General features: G+C 47.3%; 32 protein-coding genes. 19 read left to right on the top strand and 13 right to left on the bottom strand.

The window, feature by feature from the left end; genetic code table 11:
* Positions 1–34: 34 nt before the first annotated feature.
* The 5 genes from ABV409_RS10945 to ABV409_RS10925 all read left to right on the top strand — a co-directional run bounded on the left by ABV409_RS10945 (position 35) and on the right by ABV409_RS10925 (position 3,138).
* Complete coding sequence (locus tag ABV409_RS10945; RefSeq protein ID WP_353877629.1) at positions 35–832, top strand: TIGR00266 family protein; 798 nt, start codon at positions 35–37, stop codon at positions 830–832.
* Between the two features lie 63 nt (positions 833–895).
* Entirely contained in the window at positions 896–1,549 is a 654-nt protein-coding gene (locus tag ABV409_RS10940; RefSeq protein WP_353877628.1) for a DUF2461 domain-containing protein, read from the top strand.
* Positions 1,550–1,560: 11 nt separating this feature from the next.
* Entirely contained in the window at positions 1,561–2,133 is a 573-nt protein-coding gene (locus ABV409_RS10935) for a Crp/Fnr family transcriptional regulator (RefSeq protein WP_353877627.1), read from the top strand.
* Between the two features lie 65 nt (positions 2,134–2,198).
* On the top strand, positions 2,199–2,558 hold the full coding sequence (locus ABV409_RS10930) for a DUF4406 domain-containing protein (protein ID WP_353877626.1): 360 nt from the start codon (positions 2,199–2,201) through the stop codon (positions 2,556–2,558).
* The gene (locus ABV409_RS10925) at positions 2,551–3,138 is read left to right on the top strand and encodes an NUDIX domain-containing protein (protein WP_353877625.1); all 588 of its coding nucleotides are present in this window, start codon (positions 2,551–2,553) and stop codon (positions 3,136–3,138) included. Before ABV409_RS10930 ends, ABV409_RS10925 begins: the two co-directional genes overlap by 8 nt.
* Here ABV409_RS10925 and ABV409_RS10920 read toward each other — a convergent pair.
* Positions 3,132–4,373 carry a D-alanyl-D-alanine carboxypeptidase/D-alanyl-D-alanine-endopeptidase gene (locus ABV409_RS10920; RefSeq protein WP_353877624.1) on the bottom strand — a complete coding sequence of 414 codons (1,242 nt, stop codon included), beginning with the start codon at positions 4,371–4,373 and terminating at the stop codon, positions 3,132–3,134. The genes ABV409_RS10925 and ABV409_RS10920 overlap by 7 nt on opposite strands.
* Positions 4,374–4,541: 168 nt before the next feature.
* Here ABV409_RS10920 and ABV409_RS10915 point away from each other — a divergent pair, with 168 nt between their 5' ends.
* A complete protein-coding gene (locus ABV409_RS10915) occupies positions 4,542–4,745 on the top strand; it encodes a hypothetical protein (RefSeq protein ID WP_353877623.1) in 204 nt (67 codons plus the stop codon).
* 21 nt (positions 4,746–4,766) lie between these two features.
* On the opposite strand, the gene ABV409_RS10910 is transcribed toward ABV409_RS10915, so the two are convergent.
* The 3 genes from ABV409_RS10910 to ABV409_RS10900 all read right to left on the bottom strand — a co-directional run bounded on the left by ABV409_RS10910 (position 4,767) and on the right by ABV409_RS10900 (position 6,753).
* Complete coding sequence (locus tag ABV409_RS10910) at positions 4,767–5,708, bottom strand: LysR substrate-binding domain-containing protein (protein ID WP_353877622.1); 942 nt, start codon at positions 5,706–5,708, stop codon at positions 4,767–4,769.
* A gap of 128 nt (positions 5,709–5,836) precedes the next feature.
* The gene (locus tag ABV409_RS10905; RefSeq protein ID WP_353877621.1) at positions 5,837–6,250 is read right to left on the bottom strand and encodes a DUF2141 domain-containing protein; all 414 of its coding nucleotides are present in this window, start codon (positions 6,248–6,250) and stop codon (positions 5,837–5,839) included.
* Positions 6,251–6,372: 122 nt separating this feature from the next.
* Complete coding sequence (locus tag ABV409_RS10900) at positions 6,373–6,753, bottom strand: hypothetical protein (RefSeq protein WP_353877620.1); 381 nt, start codon at positions 6,751–6,753, stop codon at positions 6,373–6,375.
* Between the two features lie 247 nt (positions 6,754–7,000).
* On the opposite strand from ABV409_RS10900, the gene ABV409_RS10895 reads away from it, so the two are divergent.
* Positions 7,001–8,710, top strand: coding sequence for a PorP/SprF family type IX secretion system membrane protein (locus ABV409_RS10895; RefSeq protein WP_353877619.1), 1,710 nt, complete (start codon positions 7,001–7,003; stop codon positions 8,708–8,710).
* A gap of 12 nt (positions 8,711–8,722) precedes the next feature.
* Here ABV409_RS10895 and ABV409_RS10890 read toward each other — a convergent pair whose 3' ends face one another.
* From ABV409_RS10890 to ABV409_RS10860, 7 genes are all read right to left on the bottom strand, one after another.
* On the bottom strand, positions 8,723–9,328 hold the full coding sequence (locus tag ABV409_RS10890) for an FMN-binding negative transcriptional regulator (protein ID WP_353877618.1): 606 nt from the start codon (positions 9,326–9,328) through the stop codon (positions 8,723–8,725).
* Positions 9,328–10,026 carry a DUF6090 family protein gene (locus tag ABV409_RS10885; RefSeq protein WP_353877617.1) on the bottom strand — a complete coding sequence of 233 codons (699 nt, stop codon included), beginning with the start codon at positions 10,024–10,026 and terminating at the stop codon, positions 9,328–9,330. Before ABV409_RS10885 ends, ABV409_RS10890 begins: the two co-directional genes overlap by 1 nt.
* Before the next feature lie 3 nt (positions 10,027–10,029).
* Positions 10,030–10,758: a DUF6090 family protein gene (locus ABV409_RS10880; RefSeq protein WP_353877616.1), complete on the bottom strand. Its 729-nt coding sequence runs from the start codon at positions 10,756–10,758 to the stop codon at positions 10,030–10,032.
* A 181-nt stretch (positions 10,759–10,939) separates the two neighbouring features.
* The gene (locus tag ABV409_RS10875) at positions 10,940–12,319 is read right to left on the bottom strand and encodes a glycoside hydrolase family 113 (RefSeq protein WP_353877615.1); all 1,380 of its coding nucleotides are present in this window, start codon (positions 12,317–12,319) and stop codon (positions 10,940–10,942) included.
* Between the two features lie 34 nt (positions 12,320–12,353).
* Entirely contained in the window at positions 12,354–12,545 is a 192-nt protein-coding gene (locus ABV409_RS10870; RefSeq protein WP_353877614.1) for a hypothetical protein, read from the bottom strand.
* A gap of 41 nt (positions 12,546–12,586) precedes the next feature.
* Positions 12,587–13,669, bottom strand: a complete 1,083-nt coding sequence (locus tag ABV409_RS10865) for an aromatic ring-hydroxylating oxygenase subunit alpha (protein WP_353877613.1) — start codon at positions 13,667–13,669, stop codon at positions 12,587–12,589.
* Entirely contained in the window at positions 13,666–15,054 is a 1,389-nt protein-coding gene (locus ABV409_RS10860; RefSeq protein ID WP_353877612.1) for an APC family permease, read from the bottom strand. The genes ABV409_RS10865 and ABV409_RS10860 overlap by 4 nt, the downstream gene beginning before the upstream one ends.
* A gap of 178 nt (positions 15,055–15,232) precedes the next feature.
* Here ABV409_RS10860 and ABV409_RS10855 point away from each other — a divergent pair, with 178 nt between their 5' ends.
* From ABV409_RS10855 to ABV409_RS10845, 3 genes are all read left to right on the top strand, one after another.
* The gene (locus ABV409_RS10855; RefSeq protein ID WP_353877611.1) at positions 15,233–17,395 is read left to right on the top strand and encodes a TonB-dependent receptor; all 2,163 of its coding nucleotides are present in this window, start codon (positions 15,233–15,235) and stop codon (positions 17,393–17,395) included.
* A 99-nt stretch (positions 17,396–17,494) separates the two neighbouring features.
* Positions 17,495–18,124, top strand: a complete 630-nt coding sequence (locus ABV409_RS10850; protein ID WP_353877610.1) for a tetratricopeptide repeat protein — start codon at positions 17,495–17,497, stop codon at positions 18,122–18,124.
* A 3-nt stretch (positions 18,125–18,127) separates the two neighbouring features.
* Positions 18,128–19,450, top strand: a complete 1,323-nt coding sequence (locus ABV409_RS10845; RefSeq protein ID WP_353877609.1) for a 2TM domain-containing protein — start codon at positions 18,128–18,130, stop codon at positions 19,448–19,450.
* 15 nt (positions 19,451–19,465) lie between these two features.
* On the opposite strand, the gene ABV409_RS10840 is transcribed toward ABV409_RS10845, so the two are convergent.
* Complete coding sequence (locus tag ABV409_RS10840) at positions 19,466–19,981, bottom strand: hypothetical protein (RefSeq protein ID WP_353877608.1); 516 nt, start codon at positions 19,979–19,981, stop codon at positions 19,466–19,468.
* A 166-nt stretch (positions 19,982–20,147) separates the two neighbouring features.
* Here ABV409_RS10840 and ABV409_RS10835 point away from each other — a divergent pair, with 166 nt between their 5' ends.
* The 7 genes from ABV409_RS10835 to ABV409_RS10805 are packed head-to-tail and all read left to right on the top strand — an operon-like array spanning position 20,148 to position 22,853.
* Positions 20,148–20,426, top strand: coding sequence for a 2TM domain-containing protein (locus ABV409_RS10835; protein ID WP_353877607.1), 279 nt, complete (start codon positions 20,148–20,150; stop codon positions 20,424–20,426).
* Between the two features lie 22 nt (positions 20,427–20,448).
* Entirely contained in the window at positions 20,449–20,745 is a 297-nt protein-coding gene (locus ABV409_RS10830; RefSeq protein ID WP_353877606.1) for a 2TM domain-containing protein, read from the top strand.
* Positions 20,746–20,771: 26 nt separating this feature from the next.
* Positions 20,772–21,074, top strand: coding sequence for a 2TM domain-containing protein (locus tag ABV409_RS10825; RefSeq protein ID WP_353877605.1), 303 nt, complete (start codon positions 20,772–20,774; stop codon positions 21,072–21,074).
* 2 nt (positions 21,075–21,076) lie between these two features.
* Positions 21,077–21,382, top strand: coding sequence for a 2TM domain-containing protein (locus ABV409_RS10820; protein ID WP_353877604.1), 306 nt, complete (start codon positions 21,077–21,079; stop codon positions 21,380–21,382).
* A gap of 2 nt (positions 21,383–21,384) precedes the next feature.
* Positions 21,385–21,720 (top strand): 2TM domain-containing protein, encoded by a 336-nt coding sequence (locus ABV409_RS10815; RefSeq protein WP_353877603.1) that lies wholly within the window; start codon positions 21,385–21,387, stop codon positions 21,718–21,720.
* Complete coding sequence (locus ABV409_RS10810; RefSeq protein WP_353877602.1) at positions 21,717–22,076, top strand: 2TM domain-containing protein; 360 nt, start codon at positions 21,717–21,719, stop codon at positions 22,074–22,076. Before ABV409_RS10815 ends, ABV409_RS10810 begins: the two co-directional genes overlap by 4 nt.
* 21 nt (positions 22,077–22,097) lie before the next feature.
* The gene (locus ABV409_RS10805) at positions 22,098–22,853 is read left to right on the top strand and encodes a LytR/AlgR family response regulator transcription factor (RefSeq protein ID WP_353877601.1); all 756 of its coding nucleotides are present in this window, start codon (positions 22,098–22,100) and stop codon (positions 22,851–22,853) included.
* 80 nt (positions 22,854–22,933) lie between these two features.
* Here ABV409_RS10805 and ABV409_RS10800 read toward each other — a convergent pair whose 3' ends face one another.
* Positions 22,934–24,124 carry an LETM1-related biofilm-associated protein gene (locus ABV409_RS10800; protein ID WP_353877600.1) on the bottom strand — a complete coding sequence of 397 codons (1,191 nt, stop codon included), beginning with the start codon at positions 24,122–24,124 and terminating at the stop codon, positions 22,934–22,936.
* 164 nt (positions 24,125–24,288) lie between these two features.
* Between ABV409_RS10800 and ABV409_RS10795 the strand changes: the two genes are divergently transcribed.
* Both ABV409_RS10795 and ABV409_RS10790 read left to right on the top strand, forming a co-directional pair.
* The gene (locus tag ABV409_RS10795; RefSeq protein ID WP_353877599.1) at positions 24,289–24,972 is read left to right on the top strand and encodes a DUF4331 family protein; all 684 of its coding nucleotides are present in this window, start codon (positions 24,289–24,291) and stop codon (positions 24,970–24,972) included.
* 45 nt (positions 24,973–25,017) lie between these two features.
* The gene (locus ABV409_RS10790) at positions 25,018–25,701 is read left to right on the top strand and encodes a DUF4331 family protein (protein ID WP_353877598.1); all 684 of its coding nucleotides are present in this window, start codon (positions 25,018–25,020) and stop codon (positions 25,699–25,701) included.
* Positions 25,702–25,747 lie beyond the last annotated feature (46 nt).

The raw sequence follows: 25,747 nt of genomic DNA, 5'->3' as shown, positions 1-25,747 counted from the left end.
CACCAATCAATGGAATCAATAAAAAACGACATACATGAACGCACACGAAATTGACTATGAAATTTATGGGGAAGAAATGCAATACGTCGAGATCGAACTCGACCCCCAAGAAGCCGTAGTTGCCGAGGCCGGCAGCTTTATGATGATGGATACCGATATCAAGATGGATACCATCTTCGGTGACGGTTCCAATCAAGATTCCGGCGTACTGGGCAAATTGTTCTCGGCCGGTAAGCGGCTGTTGACCGGTGAGAGTCTCTTTATGACCGCTTTTTTGAACGTGGGCCAGGGCAAGAAACAAGTGAGCTTCGCTTCGCCCTATCCAGGGAAGATCGTACCCATCGATCTTTCTGAACAAGGCGGGAAATTCATTTGCCAAAAAGACGCCTTTCTATGTGCCGCCAAAGGGGTATCCGTAGGCATCGAATTCTCGAAACGTTTGGGGCGCGGCCTGTTCGGTGGTGAAGGTTTTATCATGCAGAAACTCGAGGGAGACGGCATGGCCTTTGTACACGCTGGAGGTACCATGGCCAAGAAAACCTTGGCCCCTGGTGAAGTGCTCAAGGTCGATACAGGCTGTATCGTAGGTTTCTCACAGGAAGTGGACTATAATATCGAATTCGTAGGCGGCATCAAGAACACCGTCTTCGGGGGTGAAGGCTTGTTCTTTGCGACCTTACGCGGGCCGGGTACCGTCTACGTCCAATCGCTGCCCTTCAGCAGGTTGGCAGGCCGGGTCTTGGCCGCCATTCCCAGAGGGGGTAAAGACAAGGGGGAAGGCAGTCTTTTGGGAGGCCTAGGCGATATCGTCATGGGCGACAATGGATTTTAATCAGTCCCTTTAATTGGAAGACAATGGATTCCCGCCATGGCGGGAATTTTTTTATCATTGCGTATGGATTTTCAAGAGCTGTTCCGATTTCTAGAGGCCCTGCAAAAGAACAACCACAAGGCGTGGATGGACGACAACCGTGCGTGGTATCAAGGCATCCGGCGTGATTTTGTCACTTGGTTGGACATGCTGGATCTTCGTATGGCCGAGCGAGATCCCGACTATTACAGCACGCCGGGTAAAAAAGGCATCAACCGGATCAACAACAACCTGATGTTCCATCCGAACAAACCCGTATACAAGGATCACTTCGGGGCAGGGCTGGACAAGGCCCCGCGAAGTGCCGATTTTTACATTGAGATCGGCCTGAAACACTGCATGTTGGCCGGTGGTTTTTGGCGTCCTGACCCAAAGACCCTTCGAAACATCCGTGATGGCATCGATTATAATGGTGAGGTGTTGCAAGACATCCTTTCCAAACCCCCTTTTCGGAAGACCTTTGGTGAGCTGTATGAGGATGAACGCTTACGGAAGGCTCCAAAAGGGTTTGCCAATGACCATCCGCATGTGGAATTGCTCAAGAACAAAACCTTCGCCGTGGTGTATGAATTCGATCGGGAAACGGTCTTAAGACCCGGCTTTCCCGATTTGATCGAAAAGGTATATTTCGAAATGCTGCCCTTTCGCAGGTATCTCAATGAAGCGGCAATGGTCTGATCACCGACGGTATGGAGCTAGGAAAATCGCTTTGCAAGAATATCGAACGCTTTGTCGCTCTTGATGCAGATGAGAAAAAAGCGGTGCTCCAAGTTTTTCGAAACGAACGTTACCCTAAAAAAACGACCCTCTTACAACAAGGTGCCGGTTGTCGTGACTTTTATTATGTGGAAACAGGGAGCTTGCGCGGATACCACTGCGATGCAAGGGGAAAGGAATCGACCGTAATGTTCGCCATTAGCGATTGGTGGATTACCGATATGGGTGCCTTTACCGAGGGCACACCCGCCCTGATGACGTTGGAGACCCTCGAACCGGCCTCCGTCTGGATGGTAGGGCGCTCTGAGCTCGAAGACTTAATGAAGGAGCATCCCAAATTAGAGCGCTATTTCAGGATGCTGTATCAACGGGCCTACATTCGGGAGCAACTGCGCGTCTTGGATGTCATTTCCTTAACGGTGGAAGAGCGCTATAGTCGTTTTGTTGCCAAATACCCTGACATTTCGAAAAAGGTGACCCAACGCCAAATCGCCTCCTATCTGGGGGTCACCCCTGAGTTTTTGAGCAGCGTGAAGAAAAAATAAAGGGCTTAAGGTATCTTAAGTGTTTTCAAGCCTCCTTTTCGTTTCTTTGAAGAAACAATGCACCCATGTTGATCCTCATTGCCGGACCCTATCGCAGCGGCACCCAAAACGACCCCGAACGCATCCAAAGGAATATGGATAATCTGGAAGCCATGGCCCTTCCGATCTATCGAAAAGGACACATACCGATGATCGGGGAGTGGGTGGCCAACCCCTTGATCAAGCTCGCGGGTTCACAAGCCATAGGCGATGCGATCTTTACCGAAATGCAATACCCGGTCGCCCATCGACTCTTGGCGAAATGCGATGCCATATTACGGATTCCGGGGGCTTCGAACGGAGCCGATCAAGATGTGGCCCTAGGTAAAAAACTGGGTTTGAAGATTTATTTCGACCTTTCGGAAATTCCAGAAGCCCATGGGTAAAGTCAGAAACATTAAAAAGGAACTGCTCTCCGATAATTGGTATTCCTTGACCAAGGTCTCCTTCGAATACCAACGGGCCGACGGTGAATGGGAACCCCAAGAGCGGGAAGCCTATGACCGTGGGAACGGAGCCGCTATTTTGCTGTACAACGAGCGAAAACGTACCGTGGTATTGACCCGGCAATTCCGAATGCCCACCTATTTAAATGGCAATACGGATGGGATGATGATCGAAGTCTGCGCCGGAATTTTGGAAAAAGGGGATGCCGAAGCCACCATAAAAATGGAGGTAGAGGAAGAAACCGGTTTCCGGATTACGCAGGTGCGCAAAGTCTTTGAATCGTATATGTCTCCCGGTTCGGTGACCGAGGTCCTCCATTTTTTCATTGCCCCGTATGAAGATGGCATGAAGGTGAGTGAGGGCGGCGGAGTGGCTGCCGAGACCGAAAACATCGAAGTATTGGAGCTTCCCATGACCGAGGCACTCGCAATGATGGTATCCGGTGAAATCAAAGACGCCAAGACCATCATGTTATTGCAATGGGCCCAATTGCATCTAGAAGCCTTTAAAGCTCAATAACTTTGGTGTAACAGCCGCAGGCAGCGGTACATCCTCTCACGGATGGACGCTGTCGGATCGAGATAATGGTTGTTCATAAAACTGAAGAGCAGCACCTTCCCTGATTTCGTTTTGATATAGCCGCTTAGATTGTAGTTGTTGCCTACATAGCCCGATTTGGCCCAGATGAAGTCGTCTTGATCGGTTTTGGATTTTGTTCCGTCTTGGTCCCAAGCGGGCATCAAAGTCAAGACACGTCGTCTGTCGAATTCAATCCACAGTTTTTCCAAGACCTGTACCATGGAGGTCGGGGTGAAGAGGTTGTAGCGAGAAAGTCCCGAACCGTCGACCCATCGCGGTTTATGCTTCAAATCGCTGAGGGGTCCATTGAGCATATGGGTGCGAAGTCTGGTAAAATCCAGGGTATCGCCCAATTGCGATGAGGTGGTCAAGGCCAATTGCTCGGCCAGAAAGTTATCGCTCTTTAAAAGCATGTGGTGTACCACCGAATCGGTCGGGTTGCCCCACAGCGTATCTAAAGGTGAAGAAGGTGGAATGTCGTTAGTTACCACCGGAACCGACACCTTTTCCTGCAACAGTTTTAGGGTCAATTCCGCACTGGTCATAAAGGGGATGCGTAAGGTATCGCGCAATTCAGGGGACACCAAGAAACGGTTATGGCGTCTTGCCCTTCGAAATTTCGAAGTTCCTCTGGCAACAAGAGGTCTAAAATAATCCGGTACTATGGTCAACGGCTCCGTTGGGCGGATTTCAACCGTGTTTCCATATAAAGGAAGTGGACCGACTTCCGGCGAAAAATAGGCATCGTAGTCTTCCCAAGCCCATCCGGGCATAAAAGGATTCCCCTTGTAGTTTTCAAGGTACACTTGGACCGTATCAGCAGATTGCAAAAGGGCGATCACGCCCTTGGTTTCGAATTCAGGATGGAACAGGGTGGGATCACCCGTGCCCATGATCTGAAGCACTCCCCCCGAGTTGTGATACCGCAAGGCAGGTAGCCGTTCGGGCAATAAATGCAAAGCGGTATACAAGGTAAAAATCTTGACATTGCTGGCCGGCGTAAAGTAGCGATGGTGGTCTTTCGCGAAAAGGGTGTCCTTGGTTTCCGGGTCATACACCAGGATACCCATAAAATGAGTGGCGTCTTTGGGTTGGCCCAACTCCTTTTGGAAGGATTTGGCAGTCTTACCGATTCTTGTCGACCCACAACTGCCCAACAATCCCGCTACTAGCAAACCTATAAGAATTCTTAATCTAACTATTTGAAAAACAGTGATTTGGTATTTTGTTTGTGTGGATTTTAACAAGATATTATTCAAATTTTAACTCGAAATAACAGTCAAGATAGCGCATTTATAAGTAAATTAGTACACAACCGTTTAACCTAATTCAATATCATTTTTATGGCTAGAGCTATGTTGGAGTACACCAAAACGGTCTTGCAAAAAGTCAGTTTTGATGCCAAATTGTTCACCAAAGAACTCAAAAAAGCAGTTTCTCGATTACTGCCCAATGAAATCGAAGAGCTTAAGATCTGGTTGCGGCAATTCGTTGTCGATAAACCCGAATTACATCAAAGTTTACTGTATTTAAGAGTAAAAGCATAACCTCAGCCACCTTCGGGTGGCTTAATTTTTTCCTAGAGGGCTGATGATCTCGACATCTTGGAAGGCGATCGCCCCACGAACGATGCCCGAAATAACTTCTTTCAGGGCCTCGGTAATTTGGATTTTCAATTCGCTTTTGTGATAGATCAGACTGATTTCCCTTGCAGGTGGGGGTTTTTTAAAGTGCCTGAGGTTCTTCCGTTTCGCTTCATCAAGATCCATGGTGTTCAAATAGGGCAGCAGCGTCATGCCCATGCCCTCATTCGAGAGATTGACCAAGGTTTCGAAACTGCCACTTTCTATTTGGAACTGCTCCCCCGACAAGTTTTTCGGTGACTTACACAAATTCACCACCCCATCACGAAAACAGTGCCCGTCTTGTAAGAGCAGGATATCGGTGATATCGAGATCAGAAGTGGTGATTTCTTGTTGGGCGGCCAAGCGATGGCCGTTGGGTACATAGCCTACAAAGGGTTCGTAATACAGTGGTCGTTCTTTGATAAATTCCACTTCGAGCGGGGTGGCGGCAATGGCCGCATCGAGATGCCCGTCGTTCAGGTTTTGGATCAAGGTATTCGTGGCTTGTTCTTTGATGATCAAATTCACTTTCGGGAACTTCTTCACGAAAGTGGGTAAGAACATGGGCAATAAGGTCGGCATAATGGTCGGGATGATGCCCAGGGTGAAGTCCCCTCCGATAAACCCCTTATCTTGATCCACGATATCTTTGATACGTTCGGCCTCTGCCACGATATTTTTGGCTTGGGCCACGATTTTTCGGCCTACTTCAGTAATCGAAATCGGTTTTTTGCTGCGGTCGAATATGAGCACATCGAGTTCGTCTTCCAACTTCTGCACCTGCATGCTTAAGGTAGGTTGGGTCACGAAGCTCTTTTCGGCGGCCAAGGTGAAATTTTGGTACTCGGCTACGGCCAGTACGTATTGCAATTGTGTTATTGTCATTCCGGATTAATCTACCGGAAAAGTACAAAAACAATCAACAAAAGCTATTAAAATTAGCTAAACTTATTGAAAACCTCTATTAAAAAAGCCCCTCTTCTAGAGGGGCTTGGTTCGTTTTGGAGTCGGTCTCAGAATCGGATCGAGAAACTCACGTCTTCATTGCCGACTACGAATTTGGCAGCCTCGAAATTCGGTGGTCCCATACTCATATCGTTTCCGCTCATTCCGTAACTCTCTTTGGGCATTCCCCCTGAATCGAAATCCATGCGGTTGTTCTCGTTGGCATCGTGAAGGGCGATAATGGCGTAGGTGCCAGGGGCTACGTTTTCAAAGGTAAAGGCTACTTTACCGTCGACGATCTTGCTTTCGAGGTTCATGATTCCGGGTCCTTTCATAAAGGTATCGGTGGTGTGTAGGGCGATCACCACCTTACCCTGATCGTTAACGACGTTATCGATCGTCACTTCGATGTTTTGGCCCTCTTGGGCGATAGCCGTTAAAGATAAGGTCAGCATCGCGATAAGCATTGTCAGTGTTTTCATGTTTTTTGATTTAAAGTTGAACATGCCCCAAAGATGGAACCCTTGGTGAAGAACTTCAATAGAATTCTTCCCAACTGTTAAAAACAGTGGCCGATCTGTAACATGGGGCGCTATTTTGCAGATTAAGGGGTGGGAAGCTTGCTTTCCCGTTTGTTGACGATCTCGACTACCCAGTAGATCAATTGCCCGATACCGTTGACAAATACGAACAATAAGATCCAAACCAATAAGAGGTTGTTTTCTTTCAAATTCGGATTTTGAACGGCATGAACGATATAGAACACCAAACTGCCAAAGCTGATCAGCACGGCCAAAAAGACCATGAGAAGGAAGAAACCCAGGCTTCCGAAAAATTCAGAAGGAGGCAAACCTTCCCTGGTTTCCAATTCAGGTAAGCTGCTGAACAAGGTAAACAGGAATACGAAATAGCCTATAAAGAAGAGGACTAGCATCAAGATCGGGGCCAGGGCAAAGAACGCCTGCCAGAATTTATTGTGAAGCATGGTCATGTTGTTTTCTTAAAGCTACGAATTCAAGGGTAACCTCGTGACTTTAGGGGGTCGTTTACCGAAAATCAGGGGTCAACGATGCATTTCGTCGAAAAAAACTAGCAGTTCATCCCAATTCTTCGTAAAATTATAATCCAAATCTGAATCTCCATATTGACCTACAGGCCTAATTTCGAGTCTAACTCCTTGAATTTAGTGTCGCAATCCGAGTTTCTTTTTGGACTAACTCAAATCTTGTGCTATGAACGTCAGATCCCCCAAATTCAGCGGCGGCACCTTTACTTCCATCATCTTCATAGGTGCCCTATTGGCCAGTTCACAACCGGCGGTTTCGCAAGAAGCTCCTGCAGTGGCCGTTTACGAGGTCCCATTTCAAAATTTATTGAAATTCAATCGGTTTTTGATCAATCCTACTTTTTCACAGGTACGGGAAGACAAAAGCTATATCAATTTCTTTCACCGCAACCAATCGGCCGTTTTCAACGATAATGCGCACAATTACTTTTTGAGCTATAGCAATCGGTTGAACGAGCGAACAGGATTCGGTATCAGCGCGTATAGCCAACAGCAAGGGGTGATCTCGAACCTTGGGTTTATGGCGAACTATGCGTATGGCGTTCGATTAGGAAGCAAGAGTGACCTGAGTTTCGGGTTCAATCTTCCGTATTATATGAGTCGATTCGACCAGAGTAGGGCGGTGATTACCGAAGAAGATCCTTTTTTGAACGAATTGACCCAAAGTTCGATATTAAGTTTTCAACCCGGGTTGAACCTTTCGGTCGGTAAATTCGATTTTGGGGTCTTCGCCCAGAATTTGGTCGATTACAACTTTGAGACCGGCAAATCGATCACTGCTTTGGAAGACAAGATTTTTTCAGGGCATGTGCAATTCGTGCACGAGTTCAAGAAGGGTAGGGGAATCTTCGAAGATGGTCGCCTGATGCCATTGGCCCGCGCTCGTATCGAAGGTACCCAAAAACCCGTTTTCGGAGGTGGACTGATCATGGACCTTCCCAAATTGGGATGGATCCAAGGCGGCTACGATGAATTCTACGGGGCATCCGCCGGTACCGGCTTCAATTTGAACCAAAACCTTTCCTTGGGCTATAATTTCGAAAAAGCACTCAATAACGAATTGAATAATCTTGGGGTGACCCATGAGGTTTCCATCGCGTATTCCTTCACCCCACGTTTGACCCGCAATGTGATGAAAGATCCCGATCAACCCTTGCATGTGGTCGAAAATACCAACACACCGCCAGAGAAGAAGGTCGGTAAAGGACGCATGGCCGCTATGGAACAGCAGATCGATGCGTTGATCGAACTGCAAAAGGAGAATTATGCGGTCATCAATGAATTGATCTTCAAAGTGGATTCACTGGAACAACACCAAGAGCGCGATTTGGAAAGACGCTTCGAAAGCGTGGTCCGGGTAGTGCGTCGTGAAAACCAGATGAAAGATCCGATCAATATCAAGGTTTCAAAGACCCTGTTGGCCGAAAACGACAGCGAAAAACAACAAAAAACAACGGATAAGGACGAACGTTTCGATGCTAAGGCGTTGAACAACAGTCTCGGGATCGCTTCCAACACGAAAAAACCCAAGAAAGGCATCTTCGTTGGAGGGGCTTCTACGATCATCAAAAAGAAAATTACGCTTGTCGGTATCGAAAAAGGGCACTATTTGATTGCCAATGTTTTCCAGAATGAGGCTTACCTAAAACGATTTCTGGGCAAATTGGAAGAAATGGGGCTGAAAGGGGGCTATTTCAAGAACCCAGAAAACGGTTTGAATTATGTGTATCTCGCCAAATATGAAGATAGCGTCGAGGCCGAGTTGGCCTATCATGACCAAATGGGAGGTACCTATAAAGAGGATATGTGGGTGATGCACGTGAACAACCCACACTATACCAAAATGGCCGAAACCCAATTTGAGGATAACGATTGATTGTGTCTCTCCTTACTCTTTGGAGATGATCTTAGAGATGGCCCTTGCCCCAGGGTCATCTCTTTTTTTTAGTTCGCTGACGATGGCAGCGTGATCTTCGGGCCGGGTCTGCGATAGCTTGTAAGCCGCCTTGATTTCCGAAATACGTATTTCAAAACCCACGACCCCTTTGACTTGCCTTAAGGTTTTTGGTGAGAGTTCCCTTAATTGGATGGGCTTATCCATATCCTTTTCGTAGCGGGAGACCAATCGTTCCAAAGCGCGCATGGTGTCGGATTCGTCCAAAATCTTGATGGTACCATAGACGTGCACGGCGATGTAGTCCCAAGTGGGTACCTCTTCCTCTTGGTACCAAGAAGAAGAAACATAGGTGTGTGGCCCATTAAAGATGCACAAGACCTCACTTTGGTCTTGAAACGCCTTCCATTGCGGGTTGGCTTTGGCGATATGTCCAGTTAAAACCTCTTGTCCCTCTTGGTTCCGTTCCAGTTCCAACGGAATGTGGGTGGCCCATGGTCGGCCGTCGTATTGGTTGATCAAAATGCCAAAAGCGTTGTCTTTGATAAAGGCCTTGACTTCGGCGGTATTTTCGTTTTTATAATGGTGGGGAATGTACATTATTCTAGGGTCAAGCTAATCAGTGAATCAATTCGTTTTTGTTGGTCGTAGGTGTTTTCGAAACTGGTAAAAACCGATTCTTCAAGAGACTCCAGAAGGACGATGTTGTTCCGGAATTCAAGGCTTTGCAGTTTTTCAAAAGTCTGGATTTCGAGCGAATACAAATCGACATCCGATGACAAATATTGGTAAAAGCGGTCCAACTTAAACTCCAAAACCCGATTACAGACGTCTTGCAATGCTTGTTGGTAGGAATTCAAAACGACCAATTCGGTCACCAAACTGCTATTGTCATTCAAATTGGAGGTCAAATACTTGTTGAGATTTTCATTGGCTGGGGTATACAGCGAGGTACGAAGTGTTGCTTCCAAATAGCCCCGCAATTTCGCTTCTTGGAGTTCCAAGTTCCCTTTTTTTAAAAAACGATGAAAATCGAACAGCATGACATCGAGGGTATCGCGATAGGCGACATCATCTTCGAGATCGGCCATGTTCAAACGGTTCTCATCCTGTAATTGCCGGAGCAACGTCGTGTTCGTTCGACGCATTTTTTCAGATTCGCTCCAATTGTTGATATATAGGGCGATTAAAATACCCAATACCACCAGAAGCAACTCACCAACAGCGTAAAGGAGGTATTTCCCAAGAGCGTCGTCTTGGGCCATTCGTTTACTGATTTTTCGTAGGAATCCGATCATGGGTCAAGGTGTTTCGACCAATCGTTCTTGGATCATTCGTAAGAGTTCCTTGGCGTTCAATTGATAGGATTTGATGGTATTCAGGTGGTTGTCAATCGCTAGGATCTTATGGGCCGCCACTCGGGTCTTGTAATCCTTACTCGTCGTGAAATAAGCCACCATATCTTCGGTCAATCGACCCTGCGACCAATCGACGAACCAACTGCGTTCCCTAAAACTTTCCAAATTCTTGAAAACGTCTTCCTTGACGAATTCGTTGCTCGTGCGGAGCACATCGGCGTAGGAGGTATAGAATTGGGCGATCTCGGTAACCAACGTATCTTTTTTTACCACCGATGCCGACTTGAATTCCTTCAAGAGTTCAAAACCTTTTTGTTGGATCGTAAAGGGTTGGTATGCGGCAACAAGACTACGGGTCAAAGGGTATTCGGCCATATTGTCGGCATTGATTTCCCCATCGATGATCTTTTGGCTGTTCTCTTGACTGATTTTATAGAAGGCGATGATCTGACCGGCAACCAAGGTATCCCGTTCAAGATCGAGCTTAACGTCTTGTAAAATGTTATCGAGTTCGCGGCTCCGCTTTCTTTTTTCATTCCAGTTGTTGACCTGTAGCGCCAGTAAGATCCCGATCATGACCAGGGCGATTTCACCCAAGGCATAAATCAGATAGGTCGAGAACCCATTACCACGAATCGATGAACGGCGTATTTTTTTGAATATGTTGGTCATGTCTTGGTTTTTTGGTCGGTGTGGACAAGGCCATAGCCCTAAATTACGGTTTCTTGTCGGTTTTGCCGCTTAGGGTCACCTTGCTGGGTCATCATCTTTCCTGTTTTTCATCTTCCGATACTTGAAAAAGAGCCGTGCCCCGAGTCGGGCAAAGAGAATGATAGCGATTAAGGTGACGATGTCAACGGGGTCCATGATCGGTTGTTCTTTGTGGGCCGGCGAACCACTTGGTCATGGTGTTTTCGGCTGGTTTGAAGCGGGGTGAGAAGTCAAGGTTTTTCTTCGCATCCAAGGCGGTACTTCGATTGTCCCATTGCCAAATGTACAGGCCGGCGAACCATGGCCGGTGCCAGACTTCTTCGAATATGGCTTCGTAGGCCAGCTGTTGGGTCCGATCCGATTTCTTTTTGGTGAGGATACTTAAAAACGACCCCCACTCCCAAGGACGTATCGTGGCAGAGGCCTCGCTTTTGTATCCTACTTCAGTAAAAAGGATGGGTTTTTGAAATGTTGCATACAGGGTTTCCATGGCTTCGATATGACGTTGCCATCCTTTTTTGATCGTTGCCAGATCTGGGTTTTTTTCTTTGGTCAACGGAAAATACGCTTGGATCCCGATATAGTCCAACTCCTTCCAAAAATCAATATGCTCGTATTCGTCGTGCCAGTTGGCGGCATAGGTCAATTTACCAGAGTAGATCTCCCGGATTTCGGCGATGAGTTTTTGCCAGGCTTCCGGTTGCTTTTTGATGGAGGTTTTCAGTTCGGTTCCCACGCACAAGAGTTCGGTACCGGTCATTTCGGCCATATTGGCGTAACGCAACATATATTCGCGGTATGAGGCGAACCAGGCATCCCAGTGGCTCCCGTTACCCGGATTTAGACCGGAACGCCATCCACTGCCCGTCCACAGGTGGGGTTTGAGATGCACATGGAATCCGGAGGCATGCAATTGGTCTATGGTCCGGATAAAGAGCGAATCGCGTCGGGTCCATTCTTCGGATTCCGGAAGTTCAATGCTTTTGGTGGCTTGATCTTTTTGATAAATGAAAGGGATGACCGCAATCCATTCGACATGGTCTTTTCGTAACATCCGAATGCCTTGGTCCGTATGATCCCGACCCCAGCCGAATACGCTCATGCCCCGCTGAAGACTATCGACCGCATAATGATCGGTAACCTTGCCCGAATTGTTTTCTATGCTAGCGTCCCATTCGAATTCGAATCGTTCATGGGCATTGTTGTAGACCACAAGCCGATACAGCACCATGGCCAACGCGACCGGCAATGCGAGCCGCAGTGCCAGCCTTTTGAACAACGTCCTTCTCCCTTTTTTGCGGTATACCCTTATGAAATAGCGAACGATCAAGAAACCCAGGTACAGCAGGATGAATACGAAATGCAACCCGATCTGAAAATCTCCTTGTTCGATCAGTTCCAAAAACAAGGACCACGCCCTGCTGATCGAACGCCCATTTGCCAAGGCGACGATCAGTACAAAGCAAAGTGCGAAAACCCAGGCTCCCAGATAGACCAAGACCAGATTTCGCAGTTCCCTCAATGTTTTCTTCGCAAGCAAGTAGTATCGTTAAAGATCAACCGGTAATGCCATCGCCATCGATATCTTGGCCGAGGTGTTTTTCAAGGGCTTCCAAGGTTTTGCGCAAGAGCGCGTTGGTGCGATCGAGTTCAGCTTCCAATTCGGCAACCCGTTCTTCGATGGTATTGGTTTGCCGTTGCTGATTTTCTAGTTGGTTCTGTTGTAACAAATCCCAAAATATACCCATGTTCCGGTGTTTTTCTAAAGATAACGATTGTGGGGCAATCGCTATCCTAAAAAACGGGCCAAAAGGGAATGGAAGTGGTGGACCCCCTGTTCACGGGTGGGGGAAAACCGCCCGGCTTGATAATATTTCGATTTGAGACCGCGGTGCACGCCTTCGACCACGAATTCGTCTTCGCGTTCCACCTTGTCCAATAAGGCGCCGGCACCACTATGCAATTTCCGTTCATCGTAGAGGTAGGTCAGAAAAGAGACCCGGGTCTTTTCCCCGTCAATAGGTTTGACGATATTGATGGAAAGTCCCCACGGATAGAAGTTGAACATCATGTTCGGAAACACCCAAAAATAGTAGGCCCCTATCGATTTGCCATAATCCGGATGGCCTTCAGGGAGTGCAAAGGTTTCTTCACCGCTTTGGGCATACCCTACTTGCAGGTTCATATGCCCATGGATTTCGGTGCTATAGGACCCATAGTCCAACACCTCGTTCAAATCGCTGTGTACAAAAGGAATATGGAACCCTTCCAAATAGTTGTCACAATACAGGGCCCAATGGCAGTTGACCAAATAATCCTTGCTGAGGTCTTTCCGAAAACGGAACTCCGATAAGGGCAGAAAACCGATCCGTTCGTTCATTCGGTCGATGACCGCTTTCAAATCGAAACCGGGTTCAAGCCCGACAAATAGGAACGGATCCCAATGTTGGACGGGGAAGGAGGGAAGTGCGTCACAAGGTCGGGGGAAATCGAGGGCGTCTTCGAACTCGGGCATGGAAACAAAACTTCCATCCGTGGCAAACCGGCGACCATGGTACATGCATCGCAGTTGCTTTTGCACCCCGCTTTGTAAAACCACCAAGTTACCCCGGTGGGTACAGACATTGCTCAAACAACGAATGTCATCGGCTGCGTCACGTAGCAGTACCATAGGCTCTTCCAAGTAATTGTCGAGCAGATGGAATGGATGCATGCTATGGGTCAGGGGAAGGAGGTCGCGGTCGCCAACCCATTGCCAACTTTTGCGAAAGACTTTTTCCTTGAGCAATTCGAAAACCTCAGGGTCACTATAAAAAGAGGCGGGTAGGGTGGTGGCCTTACGAATATCCGGATCAATTGAAAATCGGCTCATCGGTACTTGTTTTTAAAGGTATAGAGAGCGAAACCCAGGCCGATCAGAACGAGGGTAACGCTTGTGATTTTTATATAGAACCCCAATTTGTCGCCGACGACATTCGAAGGCATAACCGCCAAAACCAGGCTCAACAAGATAACCGAAAGGGCGCTGAAAGCGAAAAACCAGGGCAGCATTTTCCGCTTGTTGAAAAGCGGTAGCCCACTGCGACCTCCGGTGTTGCGGTAATTGTGCCAGAAAAAGGCGGCGAACATATAAAGGAACGGAATGAAATAGAGGAGCACCGACATGTCGTATAAGAGGGAATAGGCTTCTTGGATCTTGGTGCCTGAAACGGCAATGACCAATAAAACGGAAACCAAGGCACCCTGTACCCAAAGCGCCACATAGGGCGTGCCGTATTTCGGATGTACTTTCCCCAAAACAGGGGGCAAATAACTATCGATACCAATCGCGAAAGGAAGACGTGCATTGCCGTTCATCCATGCCGCGAACAACCCAAGGGTTCCAAAGGCCACCAAAAGTGCCCCTAAAGGCCCCAAAAAAGGCCAATCGAGGGTTTCGGTCAGCACGAAGAAGTTTTGGGCGATACCATCGATAATGCCCACTTCCCCTTCTGGGATGGCGATCAATAAGGAAAAGGTGCCGATAAGGTACAAGACCAGTACAGCAACGGCCGATAACAACACCGCCTTCGGTAATTTGGTTTCGGGGTCTTTGATTTCACTGCCCATCATGGACGACAGTTCCAATCCGCCCAATGAAAAGGTAATGGCGGCAAAAAAAGGAAGCACGCCAAAATCACCGAAATCAGGGACGAAACTGTTTAAGGAAGGGTCTTGCGTACTACCATTCTTGATGAATTGGAAGAGCGAGGCGACCGCAAGGAGCAGAAAGAGCAACCAAATGGAAATCGCCCCAATGTTCTGTATCCATTTGCCAAAGCGGAGTCCCCGTATATTAAGCCCCACCGTTACCCATAGCAACGCCAATGAAAAGAGGCTGGTGAACCAAAAATCATCTTTTAAATACAGCCATTCTTCACCGAATACATACAAGGTCGATAAGGAAATGGTGAATAAGACGGTCGGAAACCAAACCAGTGCACTGACCCAATAGCACCAAGCGGCCAAAAAACCATGCCATTCACCAAAGGCGGTCTTGACCCAAAGATAGAATCCTCCAACGCCCTTGACGCGCGCACTGAGGTCGATGACCATAAACCCGCTCGGAATCAAGAAAAAAACCGCTGCTAACACCCATAGTCCTAAGCTTGACCATCCGAATTGGGCCGCTTGGGTCAAGGAAGAAAGCCCAATGATGGTGGCGATGTTCAATAAAACAAGGTCGCGGAGACCGAGTACTTTTTTCAGTTGGGCCATAAATCGATGCTGGCAAACCGTTCGCTTTCGGTTTGCGTTTCCCCTTAAATATAACGGAATAATCGAAATACCGGCGGTTCGACAACTCATCCCACAAAAGCAACAGTTCGGTAGTTCTTATTCGAATAAACGCCCCAGTCGGTGCAGTTTTGAACTCACAATCAGTAATCGAACAGTCATGAAAAACAACCTAACACTTTTTATTTTCCTTATCGGGACCCTGGTGTTCCACGCCCAGACCACGGTCAGTGGCACGGTGACCGACAAGGCCGGAAACTTCATCACCGGTGCCAATGTCTATTTGGAAGGCACCTACGACGGGGCATCGACCACCGAAACCGGGGCTTTTACTTTTGAAACCACGGAAACCGGAACCCAGACATTGGTCATTTCAGCCTTGGCTTACGAGACCCATTATGAGATCGGTGAGGTAGGCTATTTGAATGGGCTTACCATCATTCTGGTCGAAGCGATCAACCAATTGAACGGGGTGACCCTTTCGGCGGGTACTTTTGAAGCGGGCGACAATTCCAAAGTCTCCGTGCTGAAACCTTTGGATATCGTCACCACCGCTGGGGCCGCTGGCGATTTCGTGGGGGCGTTGCAGACCTTGCCGGGTACCACAACGGTCAATGAAGACGGTCGCCTATTCGTTCGAGGCGGGGCCGCCGGCGAGACCCAGGTATTCATCGATGGCATGCGGGTGTTCCAACCCTTTAATGCCACGGCCAACAACATCCCGACCAGGGGGCGTTTCTCCCCATTTTTGTTCAAGGGCATCACCTTCAGTACCGGGGGATATTCGGCCGAGTACGGCCAAGCCCTATCGAGTGTGCTCTTGCTGAACACCACCGATGTACCCGACCAGGAAAAAACCGATTTCTCAATGATGACCGTCGGGGGTGGTGTCGGCCATACCGAAATCTGGGGCGACCAATCGCTAAGTTTGAATACCCAATACATCAATTTGGCCCCCTATGAGGCTTTGATCCCTTCGAACCAAGGCATGCGATGGAACAGTCCTTACGAGTCGGTTTCGGGTGAGGCCGTCTTTCGTAGCAAGGGCGAACGCAGCATGTTCAAACTGTATACCGGATTCAACCATGCCGACTTCGACATTTCGCAAGAAGATATCAACTTTGATGACTTCGTCCGCTTCCGGTTGAAGAACAACAACCTGTATTTTAACTCCACCTACAAGTACTTTTTGGAAAACGATTGGACGGTAACCGCGGGGGCGAGCATCTCATGGGATACCAATGACATCGGTCTGATGGAGAACGCCATCGATGTCAAGGAAACGGCGTCGCATTCAAAGGTCAAGGTCAAAAAGGGCTTCAACAGCCGTTTCAACCTCTTCTTCGGAGCCGAATTCTTTAACATCGATTACGAGGAGACCTTCGAAACCCCTGAGGGGCAAGTGTTTCCTAGCGATTACAATGATCAATTGGTGGCCGGGTTTGTTGAAGGCGATGTTTTCTTTAGCACGAAGTTCGCGATGAAGCTCGGACTTAGGGCCGAACAGAGCAGCTTATTGGACGACTTTCTGGTGTCGCCTCGGGTATCCTTGGCTTATCAAAGTGGTGAAAAAGGACAGTTTTCCTTGGCCTATGGTGATTTCTATCAAAACCCCTTGAGCAACGTACTGCGCTATGACCAAACCTTGGGCCCCGAGAAAACCAGTCATTATATCTTTAACTATCAGTTCTTGGACAACGGCAAGACCTTTAGGGCCGAAGCCTATTATAAAGACTATGACGACCTGATCAAATACGATACGGAATTGCCCCTTTTCGGCTCGGAATTCTCGAATTTGGGCGGCGGATACGCCACCGGATTGGATTTGTTCTGGAGGGATAACAAGTCGATTTCCAATCTCGATTATTGGTTGTCCTATAGCTATTTGGATACCGAACGTGATTTCCAAAACTTCGAAGAGCGGGCCACCCCCAATTTTGCGGCTACCCACAGCCTTTCGATTGTGACCAAATACTGGGTCAATAGCATGCGTTCGCAGGTGGGCCTTACCTACAATTACGGTTCAGGGCGGCCTTATAACAATCCGAATACGGCCGAGTTCATGGCCGAAAAGACCCGCTCGTTCAATAACCTCAGTTTCAATTGGGCGTATTTGATCGATCAACAGAAAATCCTGTACTTCTCGGTCAACAACGTGTTGGGCTTCAATAACATCAATAATTACCAATACACGAATGCCCCCGACGCCAATGGCTTTTTCGATCGGCAAGCCTTACGCCCGGCGGCCGATAGCTTTTTCTTCGTCGGTTTCTTTTGGACGATAAGCGATGATAACAAAAGCAACCAGCTCGATAATCTCTAAACCGACGATTCATCCGCTTGATCTGACAGTTGGGTCGATCGGAATTCGAATTGGCGCGATAACAACGGAATTTTAAACCATAAATAAAAACGAACAGTCATGAAAACAAAAATCCTATCCCTAACCACCGCGCTATTGACCACGGTCTTTGCCTTGGCGCAAGACCAATACACCAAAGGCATGACCAAGGCCCTCGAACTCTGGCAAGCCGGCAAGACCGTTGAAGCATCGAACTTGTTCGAGCGGATCGCCATGGCCGAAGATGACAACTGGATCCCCTATTACTATGTGGCCCAAGTCAATACGGTTGCCGCTTTTGGTGAAAAAGACGAAACGGTCTTAAAACAGCAATTGGAACGCGCCAAGGAATTCGTCGATATCGCTAAACGCATCTCCCCGAACAACCCGGAACTCTTGGTGCAGGAGGCCATGATCAACACCGCTTGGATGGCCTATGACGGCGCCACCTACGGACCGACGCTTTCGGGTAAGAACATCCAATTGTACAACCAAGCCTTTCAATTGGCGCCACAAAACCCCCGGGTGGTCTATTCGAAGGCCAGTTGGGATATGGGTACGGCCCGTTATTTCGGAAAGGATACCGCCCCGTATTGTAAGGACATTGAAAGGGCTTTGGAACTATTCGCTACCTTTGATAACGAGACACCCTTTTATCCGAGCTGGGGGGCCGATCAGGCCCAACAGGAATTGGAACGGTGTAAATCTTAATCCATGGGGAATTTCATCAAGGTACTCAAGGTATCGCTTTTGATCACCATATTCGTCTCCATCCTCAGTATTTTCATATACGGGGATGGTGACTATTCCTTGGAAGCCATTACCCGCAACGTGGTCATAGCATTCATTTTTTCCTTTGGACTGACCGCAGTGAACTCCTATTACTACGATGGGATCAACATTCGGTATTCTTGGGAAAAGACCCCAACGAAAAGACTCTGGATCGGGGCCATAGGATCATTCGTGCTTACCTTGATCACCTTTGCCGTCCTTCGCTTCGCGATAACGTTTTACTACACGGGTAATTCGATTTCCGAATTCTTGGCCAACGAAACCTCCGATGCCTATGTCATCGCCTTGGTCATTACCTTGATTTCCTCCTTGTTCATTCATGCCTTCTATTTTTACCGGGCTTTGCAAAAAAAGGAGGTCAAGCAACAAAAAATCATTGCTAGAACGGCTTCTGCCAGTTTCGATGCCCTTAAGAACCAATTGGACCCCCACTTCCTGTTCAATAGCCTCAATGTCTTGACCAGTTTGATCGATGAGGATCCCCATCAGGCCCAAAAGTTTACGACTTCCCTCTCGAAAGTATATCGGTACGTTTTGGAGCAAAAGAACAAAGACCTGGTCACTGTTGATGAGGAGCTTGATTTCGCGCGCACCTATGTGCGCTTGCTCAAAATGCGTTTTGAAGACAGCATCGTTTTTGAAATACCCGATAAGGCCAGTCATCCTGATTTGAAGATCGTACCCCTTTCGTTGCAATTGTTGTTGGAGAACGCGGTCAAACACAATGTGGTCACCGCTTCACGGCCCTTGCATATCAAGGTGTTCGAAGATGCCGGTATGTTGACGGTCAACAACAACCTCCAGGAAAAGGAAGTGGTCAAAAAAAGCAGCGGGGTCGGGTTGCAGAATATCAAGCAACGCTATTCGATATTGACAGACCGGGCCATGCAGATCGTAAAGACCAATTCGGACTTCAGTGTGCATTTACCCATGCTCTCCCAACAGATTACCGTGGTAGAGACCCAAGAGACCCATATCGAAGAGAAGCGCTATCTCAAGGCGAAAGAACGGGTCGAACAGATCAAAGGTTTTTACGGTAATCTGATTTCCTATTGTTTGGTCATCCCCTTTCTGTGGTGGCTCAATTTTCGCACGACGGATTTCCTTTGGGCCATATTTCCAACAGGTGGCTGGGGCATCGGCCTCTTCTTCCATGGTATGGAAGCTTTTGGATTCAATCCGATATTGGGACGTAACTGGGAGGATCGAAAGATCAGGGAACTAATGGAGAAGGATGACTTTTGACCCATCCGGAACCCTTTAGTGCGCTAGCTTCCGAGCCAACCATTTGGTGTTGAACACGACCAAGGTACCGAACAGGAGCCCCAATCCCGAACGCATCCACCATCCCCAATCCACATATTGCTCGAGTACCACGGCGGCCGCTTGATCCAGACCATTTCCCGATACCTCGGCCTTAAAGGCCAAATAGCAGAAATTCACAAAAGGGGCGATATTATCGGCGATAAGCAATAATCCCACCACGAACAATCCGAATCGAAATAGGGTTTCCGCATCCAAACCGGCCATGTCCACTGATTTGGAGTCGAATCCTCTATCGAGACGCAACCATCGGATCAGCTTGTCGGTTTTGAACAATAGGAGGAATGAGAGCGCCATCCAAAGCAGGAAGTAGATCAAAAAGAACGCCAAACCAAGGGCATCAAAACCCCAATTCACGGTCATCTGTGGGAGTAGGAAATGCGAAACCACTTCGATGAGACTGTACAGTCCGAGTGATTTTATGAGGAGTCGGAACAGGTCGGTAACGGTCATGGGCAGCGGATTTTGAAGGTTCGACAACTAAGGATCGGAATTAAAAATACGTGAAATCCACAATCCATACCCCAAAACCTACAATTCGGTCACTCCCTTTTTAAAAAGCGCCCCTTTGGACGGATATTCGTACTGTACTTTAAAACAAACGATAAAACAAGATATTATGGAAACCACACAAGACTACAGATACCAAAAAGCAAAAGAGAAAGTCGAAGCGATCAAAGGCTTCTACGGAAACTTGACGGCTTACGCCATCGTGATCCCACTATTGGCCTTATTGAACTACTACACCACCAGTTTCCCATGGGTGATCTTTCCGGCCATAGGGTGGGGAATAGGGGTCATCGCCCACGGATTCGGCGCCTTCGGTTACATGCCCTTCTTAGGAAAGGACTGGGAAGAGCGCAAGATCAAAGAGTATATGGAGAGTGATACTTTTTAATAACTTTATAAACAAGACCATCATGGACTATACCAATACACCCAACGAAGAAACCAAATATTTAAGGGCCCGTGACCGGGTTAGCGAACTCAAGGACTTTTATGGTCGCTGCTTTCGAGGCCTCGTCGCCATAATCATCGTTGCCGCCATCAACTACTACTTGAACGAATGGTACCATCCGTGGTTCTTATGGGTGGTCTTCGGGGTAGGCTTGAGCCTGGTACTCAAAGCGTTCAGGATCTTTGGTATGAACGGGATTATGGGCCGTGATTGGGAAGAGCGCAAAATCAAACAATATATGGAAGAGGATCGGTACTGATCCCTGACCTTTAAAAAACGAACAGCATGGATACCAAAAACAGGGAAACCAAATACATTAGGGCCAAAGAACGGGTGGCCGAACTTAAAAAGTTCTACAGCAACCTTACGGCCTATATAGTGGTCATCAGCGGGTTGGCCATCTTGAATTACTATGTCGATGGATGGCGCTATATGTGGTTTCTTTGGGCCGCGTTCGGATGGGGCATCGGAATCCTATTCCATGCCATCGGAACCTTTAACCTCAATCCGTTCTTCGGCCGCGATTGGGAAGAACGCAAGATCAAACAATACATGGACGAGGATAACAATCCTACAAAATGGAAATAATCATGAAAGAAATGAATGAGGAAAAAATGAAACGCGCCAAGAAGCGCGTTGATGAGATCAAAGGCTTTTACATACACGCCAGTATCTATACGGCCATCAATATCTTCCTGTTGATCAATATCTTTTTGAATACGGAACGCTTTTGGCAATGGGGCCATTTCATCACCCCGTTTTTCTGGGGAATCGGCCTCTTTTTCCATGCTTCCAAAGTCTTTGGGTTCAATCTGCTGTTCTCAAAGAACTGGGAAGAACGACAGATCCAAAAATACATTGATAAAGACCGGGAAGATGCCGGTAAATACCTGTAATCATGACACGAAGTATCGAAGAACGAAGGGCACTCGCCAAAAAGAAAGTCGAAGAATACAAGGGCTTTTTCAGGCACCTCAAGATTTTTTTGATCGTTAATGGGATCTTGTTCGTCATGCGTAAAGGTTGGCTGTTGCCACTGATGCCCGAATGGTTCCCGGAAGAAGCCTATTATTTCGCGTGGGTCGATCTCAACATCATCATTTGGGGAGCGATATTAGCGGTGCACGCATTGATCCTGTATCGTCATAAATTCACCTTCTTAAGAAAGTGGGAAGAACGCCAAATCCAAAAGTATTTGGACGAAGAACAAGAAGAAACCAAAAAATACAAATGACCATGGACCAAAACAATATCAATGAATTTAGACGTCAGCGGGCCGAAGAACGGGTCAAATCGATCAAGGGGTTCTATCAACACCTCACCGCCTATATCATCGTAAACACGGTATTACTGATTTTTTCGGGTCAGTTCAGGTTCATCTTGATCAGTGAGGAATTGTTGGGCAATCAAGAATTTATGGATTGGATCAATTGGAATGTTTGGGGTACCCCCATTGTTTGGGGGATCTTTTTGCTGATCCATGGTGTTTCGGTCTTTGCCAAAAGCCCTTTCAAAAAATGGGAAGAACGCCAAATCCGTAAGATCATTCGTGAAGAAAGCGCTGAGATCGATAAATTTGAACGCAAATAAGCAATTTAACCTAGGGCATATATGAACGTAATCATCATTGAAGACGAAAAACCGGCCGCAAGACGCCTCAATCGATTGTTGGCCGATTTGGATGTGGTCGTCTCGACCATGTTGCATTCGGTCGAAGAGGCGATTGATTGGTTTCAAAACAACGAACATCCTGATTTGATATTTTTGGACATCCAACTTTCAGACGGATTGTCGTTCGAGATTTTTGAAGTCGTCCATGTGAAAAGCGCGATCATCTTCACTACTGCTTATGACGAATATGCCCTCCAGGCCTTCAAGCTGAATAGTATCGATTATCTTCTCAAGCCCATTGACGATGAAGAGCTCGAAAAGGCGGTGGGTCAGTACCGTGAAATCAAGCCTGAACGGGAGAAGATATCCGTCGATTTCGAAGACATCAAAAAGCTCTTGGTGAACCCGGTCGAACGCGAATACAAAAAACGGTTCACCGCAAGGGTAGGGCAGCACCTTAAGATCATCAATGCCGATGAAGTCGAATGTTTTTATAGTGAAAACAAAGGGACCTATGCAGCGACCGTCGATGGCAGAAACTACCTGTTGGATACCACCCTCGAAAACCTGGAAGGGGAACTCGCACCAAAAAAATTCTTTCGGGTCAGCCGTAAGTTCTACGTGAATATCAACCACATCAAAGACATCATTTCATATACCAATTCACGACTTCAAATTAAAATGAGTACCTTTAAGGAGGCTGAGATCATCGTCAGTAGGGAACGGGTGAAAGACTTCAAGCTTTGGTTAGAGTAAATTAACTTAAATATCTGGAAAAGAGAATTTAAAAATACAATATAGATTTTTCTTATAGTAGCTTTTCCAGCGAATTCGACCTAATTTTTCGTAATTCTATTGTCATCAAAAGCCGAAGGGAGCAGTTTCGGTATCAGTTTGATGAAAATAGGTAAGAGCACTGCACCACCGGGTAAGATAAAGATTGCCAAAGAGGGAATGGTCTTGAAGATATCGAGCAGTTGCTGTTGAATTTTTTTCCGCTCTTCAGGGGTCAGGTCTTTGGTGGCTGATTTCGCTAAGAGCTGCATCAATTCTTTACTTTCCGATAGTTCCTTTTTAAGTCGTTTGCTATTTCGCAGAATTAATTTACTGACATTTTTGGTCATGCCATCATAGTATTTGGCCGCCAAATTGGTGTCTTTTAGATAAGGGATTTTATCAAAGTTCTTTTCAAAAAAACCGGTTACGTTTTCAAGTGCTTTTTGAACTTCATATTCGCTTTTCCCCAGGTCTTTTCCTATGCCGAAAATAAACTCTGATTCGGTATAATCCAGGGAGCCGTCTTCCCAAACCGTCAAGCAGGCCATGTCGAGCAGATAGTCTTTTTCACAGGAACTGAAGCTCCGTTTCAGAAGGTCAAGATAAGAACCGTCGAACTGTGTGTTTTTAAGATCTACATAGGTCAAAGAGGAGGCAAGAAGTTGGATCAGTTTGTCGTCGTTCTTATGTTGATCTTTCGAATTCAGTGCTTGATAGGCAATATTGATGGTGACGTATTCAAGCAATTGCGCATGGGGTATCAGGTCCGTATTTCCTTTTAGATAATACTGAAAGATCAAAATATCGACATATAGCAAGGAATTGGTCAAACTGTTGCCGATGACCTTATTGAAGGCATTGCCGTTAAGGTAAATCCGTGAATCCAACAGCTTTTCCAATTGGGCTTCGGTTTTTTTACCGCTTAAGATCTTGCTGAGAAAGGAAATGTTGCCGACTTCCAGTGCTTGGTAATAATTGAAAACGGTTTCCACGAAATCGGTGAATCCCGTTTTACCGGTTTCGAAACCATAAGAAAAATAAAGGGCCGTCAGTAGGTTGATTTTCGCAATTTCATCTTCGGTCAGTTCGTGTTCAAGTGCTATGAATCCTGGAGAGAAAAGATGGATGCCATAGATGAACCCAAAATCCAGAAGGTCTTGGTATAAGGCCGGAAAGGCTTCATACGGAGCGGCATGTTCTTCCAACAAATACCCGAATTTATTGATCCATCCAGAAGCTGAGGGGTTCATTGTGATTGGGATTAGGTATCAAAGAAAAACAATTAATCTGATTTATTGGGTCAGTTGCCAGGCAGGCAGCACGGCATTTTTCAATTTTTTAACACCGAAATGCAAACCCTTGTCCAAATGTGCCGTAGGTAGGATAGATACAAATAACAATTAACAAATGAACAATGAGAAAAGTTAACAGCTTACCTAAGATTTTGGGCCTTGCGACCTTGATCATGCTGGCTTTGATTGCCGCTGATCATATCGACGCCCCGGCTAGTATGGGCACCACCGCCGATATTGCCGATTACTTTGCCTTTGAACCCACTGAGGGTTCTTCTAACACGGCCTTTGTGGTCGACTTACAATCGGACGTCTTACCCGACTTGGCGTATGGTTCGTTCGATGAAGACGTTTTAACGGAAATCAACATCGATCTTGATGGCGATTTGATCGAAGACCTGGTCATCCAAGCTATTCCGAGGGATGGGCGCATGTATTTCTTTGGCCCCATTGCCCCCGATAACACCGGTTTGAGCAGTACGGTCGCCATTGGGGCCCCTCTGGGTGATGTGGCTATATCAGCCAACGAAGCCGTCGTCGCCACCACTGCTGAAGGCGTTTCCCTGTTCGCTGGCCCGCGTGCAGACCCCTTTTATTTCGATTTCTTCCGATTCAACGAAGTGTTGGCCCCGAGTATGGCCGACAATTCAGGGTTCAACAACCCGGGTGAAGATACCTTTGACGGGGCGAATACCCTGACCATTGCGGTGGAGCTGCCGAATTCGCTTTTAGGAAGCCCTACGGCAACCAATGTGTTGGGTGTACCGGTGTATAAGACATGGGTCACCACCAATAGAAGACAATAACAAACGATTAAACTCCTAGAAATGACAACGAAAAAAATATTTGGAATGGCCTTAATAGCCCTCATCACCTTTGGTATGGGAGCTTGTTCGAATGATGACGACATCACACAAGATGATACGGTCATGATGGATGATGATATGATGCCGGTAAGCCCTGATTTTTCAGGAACCTATACGCAGGTCGATTTTATGGGAAGGCCTGGGATCAATACCGTCTTAAGTGCCGATGGTCCAATTAAGGATATGCATAACCAGGCCATTCCTTCTGAAATGGGGCCGATGTTCCAACCTGGTTTCGAAGCGCGATTGGAGGCCCTACACGATGCTTACGCCATTGCGTTGGGCTTGCCCGCCGATGCGGTCGATTACCAACCCAACATTTTGGGTGATATCCTGAACGGTCCGGCGAATGATGGTTTTACCGATAACCCGGTCACCGCGGCAGTGTTGACGACTGTTTTGGCCACCGATGTCCTCGAGGTGGCCCCTGATGCCCCGACCACCTATTTCAATCCTGGTATGGGCGCGCCGAACTATGAAGGGGGGATCGGTTTGACCGGAAGGACCCCTTCGGACGATGTCATCGACATTTCATTGATATTACTATTCGGAGGGGGCGATGGTGCCCGTTTCAATGGAGAAGGAGGTCTCCCCTTATTGGTCACGGATGGGGTCGGATTGACTTCCGATCTAATCGATGGATTTCCCTATCTCGGATCTCCTGAATAATGAATGTTAACTGTTTTCGGGAGGGGTATACCCCCTCCTTTCCAAT

Source organism: Flagellimonas algarum (assembly GCF_040513375.1).
Lineage (GTDB): Bacteria > Bacteroidota > Bacteroidia > Flavobacteriales > Flavobacteriaceae > Flagellimonas_B > Flagellimonas_B algarum.
The sequence above is the reverse complement of the archived record's forward strand: the minus strand, read 5'-3'. Positions and strand labels throughout refer to the sequence as shown.

Coding starts and splice junctions, on each gene's coding strand:
- ABV409_RS10820 (WP_353877604.1), top strand. CDS start 21,077: ATGAAAGAAATGAATGAGGAAAAAATGAAACGCGCCAAGAAGCGCGTT.
- ABV409_RS10865 (WP_353877613.1), bottom strand. CDS start 13,669: ATGAGCCGATTTTCAATTGATCCGGATATTCGTAAGGCCACCACCCTA.
- ABV409_RS10840 (WP_353877608.1), bottom strand. CDS start 19,981: ATGACCGTTACCGACCTGTTCCGACTCCTCATAAAATCACTCGGACTG.
- ABV409_RS10815 (WP_353877603.1), top strand. CDS start 21,385: ATGACACGAAGTATCGAAGAACGAAGGGCACTCGCCAAAAAGAAAGTC.
- ABV409_RS10855 (WP_353877611.1), top strand. CDS start 15,233: ATGAAAAACAACCTAACACTTTTTATTTTCCTTATCGGGACCCTGGTG.
- ABV409_RS10930 (WP_353877626.1), top strand. CDS start 2,199: ATGTTGATCCTCATTGCCGGACCCTATCGCAGCGGCACCCAAAACGAC.
- ABV409_RS10885 (WP_353877617.1), bottom strand. CDS start 10,026: ATGATCGGATTCCTACGAAAAATCAGTAAACGAATGGCCCAAGACGAC.
- ABV409_RS10850 (WP_353877610.1), top strand. CDS start 17,495: ATGAAAACAAAAATCCTATCCCTAACCACCGCGCTATTGACCACGGTC.
- ABV409_RS10795 (WP_353877599.1), top strand. CDS start 24,289: ATGAGAAAAGTTAACAGCTTACCTAAGATTTTGGGCCTTGCGACCTTG.
- ABV409_RS10835 (WP_353877607.1), top strand. CDS start 20,148: ATGGAAACCACACAAGACTACAGATACCAAAAAGCAAAAGAGAAAGTC.
- ABV409_RS10900 (WP_353877620.1), bottom strand. CDS start 6,753: ATGCTTCACAATAAATTCTGGCAGGCGTTCTTTGCCCTGGCCCCGATC.
- ABV409_RS10910 (WP_353877622.1), bottom strand. CDS start 5,708: ATGACAATAACACAATTGCAATACGTACTGGCCGTAGCCGAGTACCAA.
- ABV409_RS10895 (WP_353877619.1), top strand. CDS start 7,001: ATGAACGTCAGATCCCCCAAATTCAGCGGCGGCACCTTTACTTCCATC.
- ABV409_RS10915 (WP_353877623.1), top strand. CDS start 4,542: ATGGCTAGAGCTATGTTGGAGTACACCAAAACGGTCTTGCAAAAAGTC.
- ABV409_RS10940 (WP_353877628.1), top strand. CDS start 896: ATGGATTTTCAAGAGCTGTTCCGATTTCTAGAGGCCCTGCAAAAGAAC.
- ABV409_RS10790 (WP_353877598.1), top strand. CDS start 25,018: ATGGCCTTAATAGCCCTCATCACCTTTGGTATGGGAGCTTGTTCGAAT.
- ABV409_RS10825 (WP_353877605.1), top strand. CDS start 20,772: ATGGATACCAAAAACAGGGAAACCAAATACATTAGGGCCAAAGAACGG.
- ABV409_RS10860 (WP_353877612.1), bottom strand. CDS start 15,054: ATGGCCCAACTGAAAAAAGTACTCGGTCTCCGCGACCTTGTTTTATTG.
- ABV409_RS10890 (WP_353877618.1), bottom strand. CDS start 9,328: ATGTACATTCCCCACCATTATAAAAACGAAAATACCGCCGAAGTCAAG.
- ABV409_RS10870 (WP_353877614.1), bottom strand. CDS start 12,545: ATGGGTATATTTTGGGATTTGTTACAACAGAACCAACTAGAAAATCAG.
- ABV409_RS10925 (WP_353877625.1), top strand. CDS start 2,551: ATGGGTAAAGTCAGAAACATTAAAAAGGAACTGCTCTCCGATAATTGG.
- ABV409_RS10905 (WP_353877621.1), bottom strand. CDS start 6,250: ATGAAAACACTGACAATGCTTATCGCGATGCTGACCTTATCTTTAACG.
- ABV409_RS10845 (WP_353877609.1), top strand. CDS start 18,128: ATGGGGAATTTCATCAAGGTACTCAAGGTATCGCTTTTGATCACCATA.
- ABV409_RS10880 (WP_353877616.1), bottom strand. CDS start 10,758: ATGACCAACATATTCAAAAAAATACGCCGTTCATCGATTCGTGGTAAT.
- ABV409_RS10805 (WP_353877601.1), top strand. CDS start 22,098: ATGAACGTAATCATCATTGAAGACGAAAAACCGGCCGCAAGACGCCTC.
- ABV409_RS10945 (WP_353877629.1), top strand. CDS start 35: ATGAACGCACACGAAATTGACTATGAAATTTATGGGGAAGAAATGCAA.
- ABV409_RS10935 (WP_353877627.1), top strand. CDS start 1,561: ATGGAGCTAGGAAAATCGCTTTGCAAGAATATCGAACGCTTTGTCGCT.
- ABV409_RS10810 (WP_353877602.1), top strand. CDS start 21,717: ATGACCATGGACCAAAACAATATCAATGAATTTAGACGTCAGCGGGCC.
- ABV409_RS10830 (WP_353877606.1), top strand. CDS start 20,449: ATGGACTATACCAATACACCCAACGAAGAAACCAAATATTTAAGGGCC.
- ABV409_RS10800 (WP_353877600.1), bottom strand. CDS start 24,124: ATGAACCCCTCAGCTTCTGGATGGATCAATAAATTCGGGTATTTGTTG.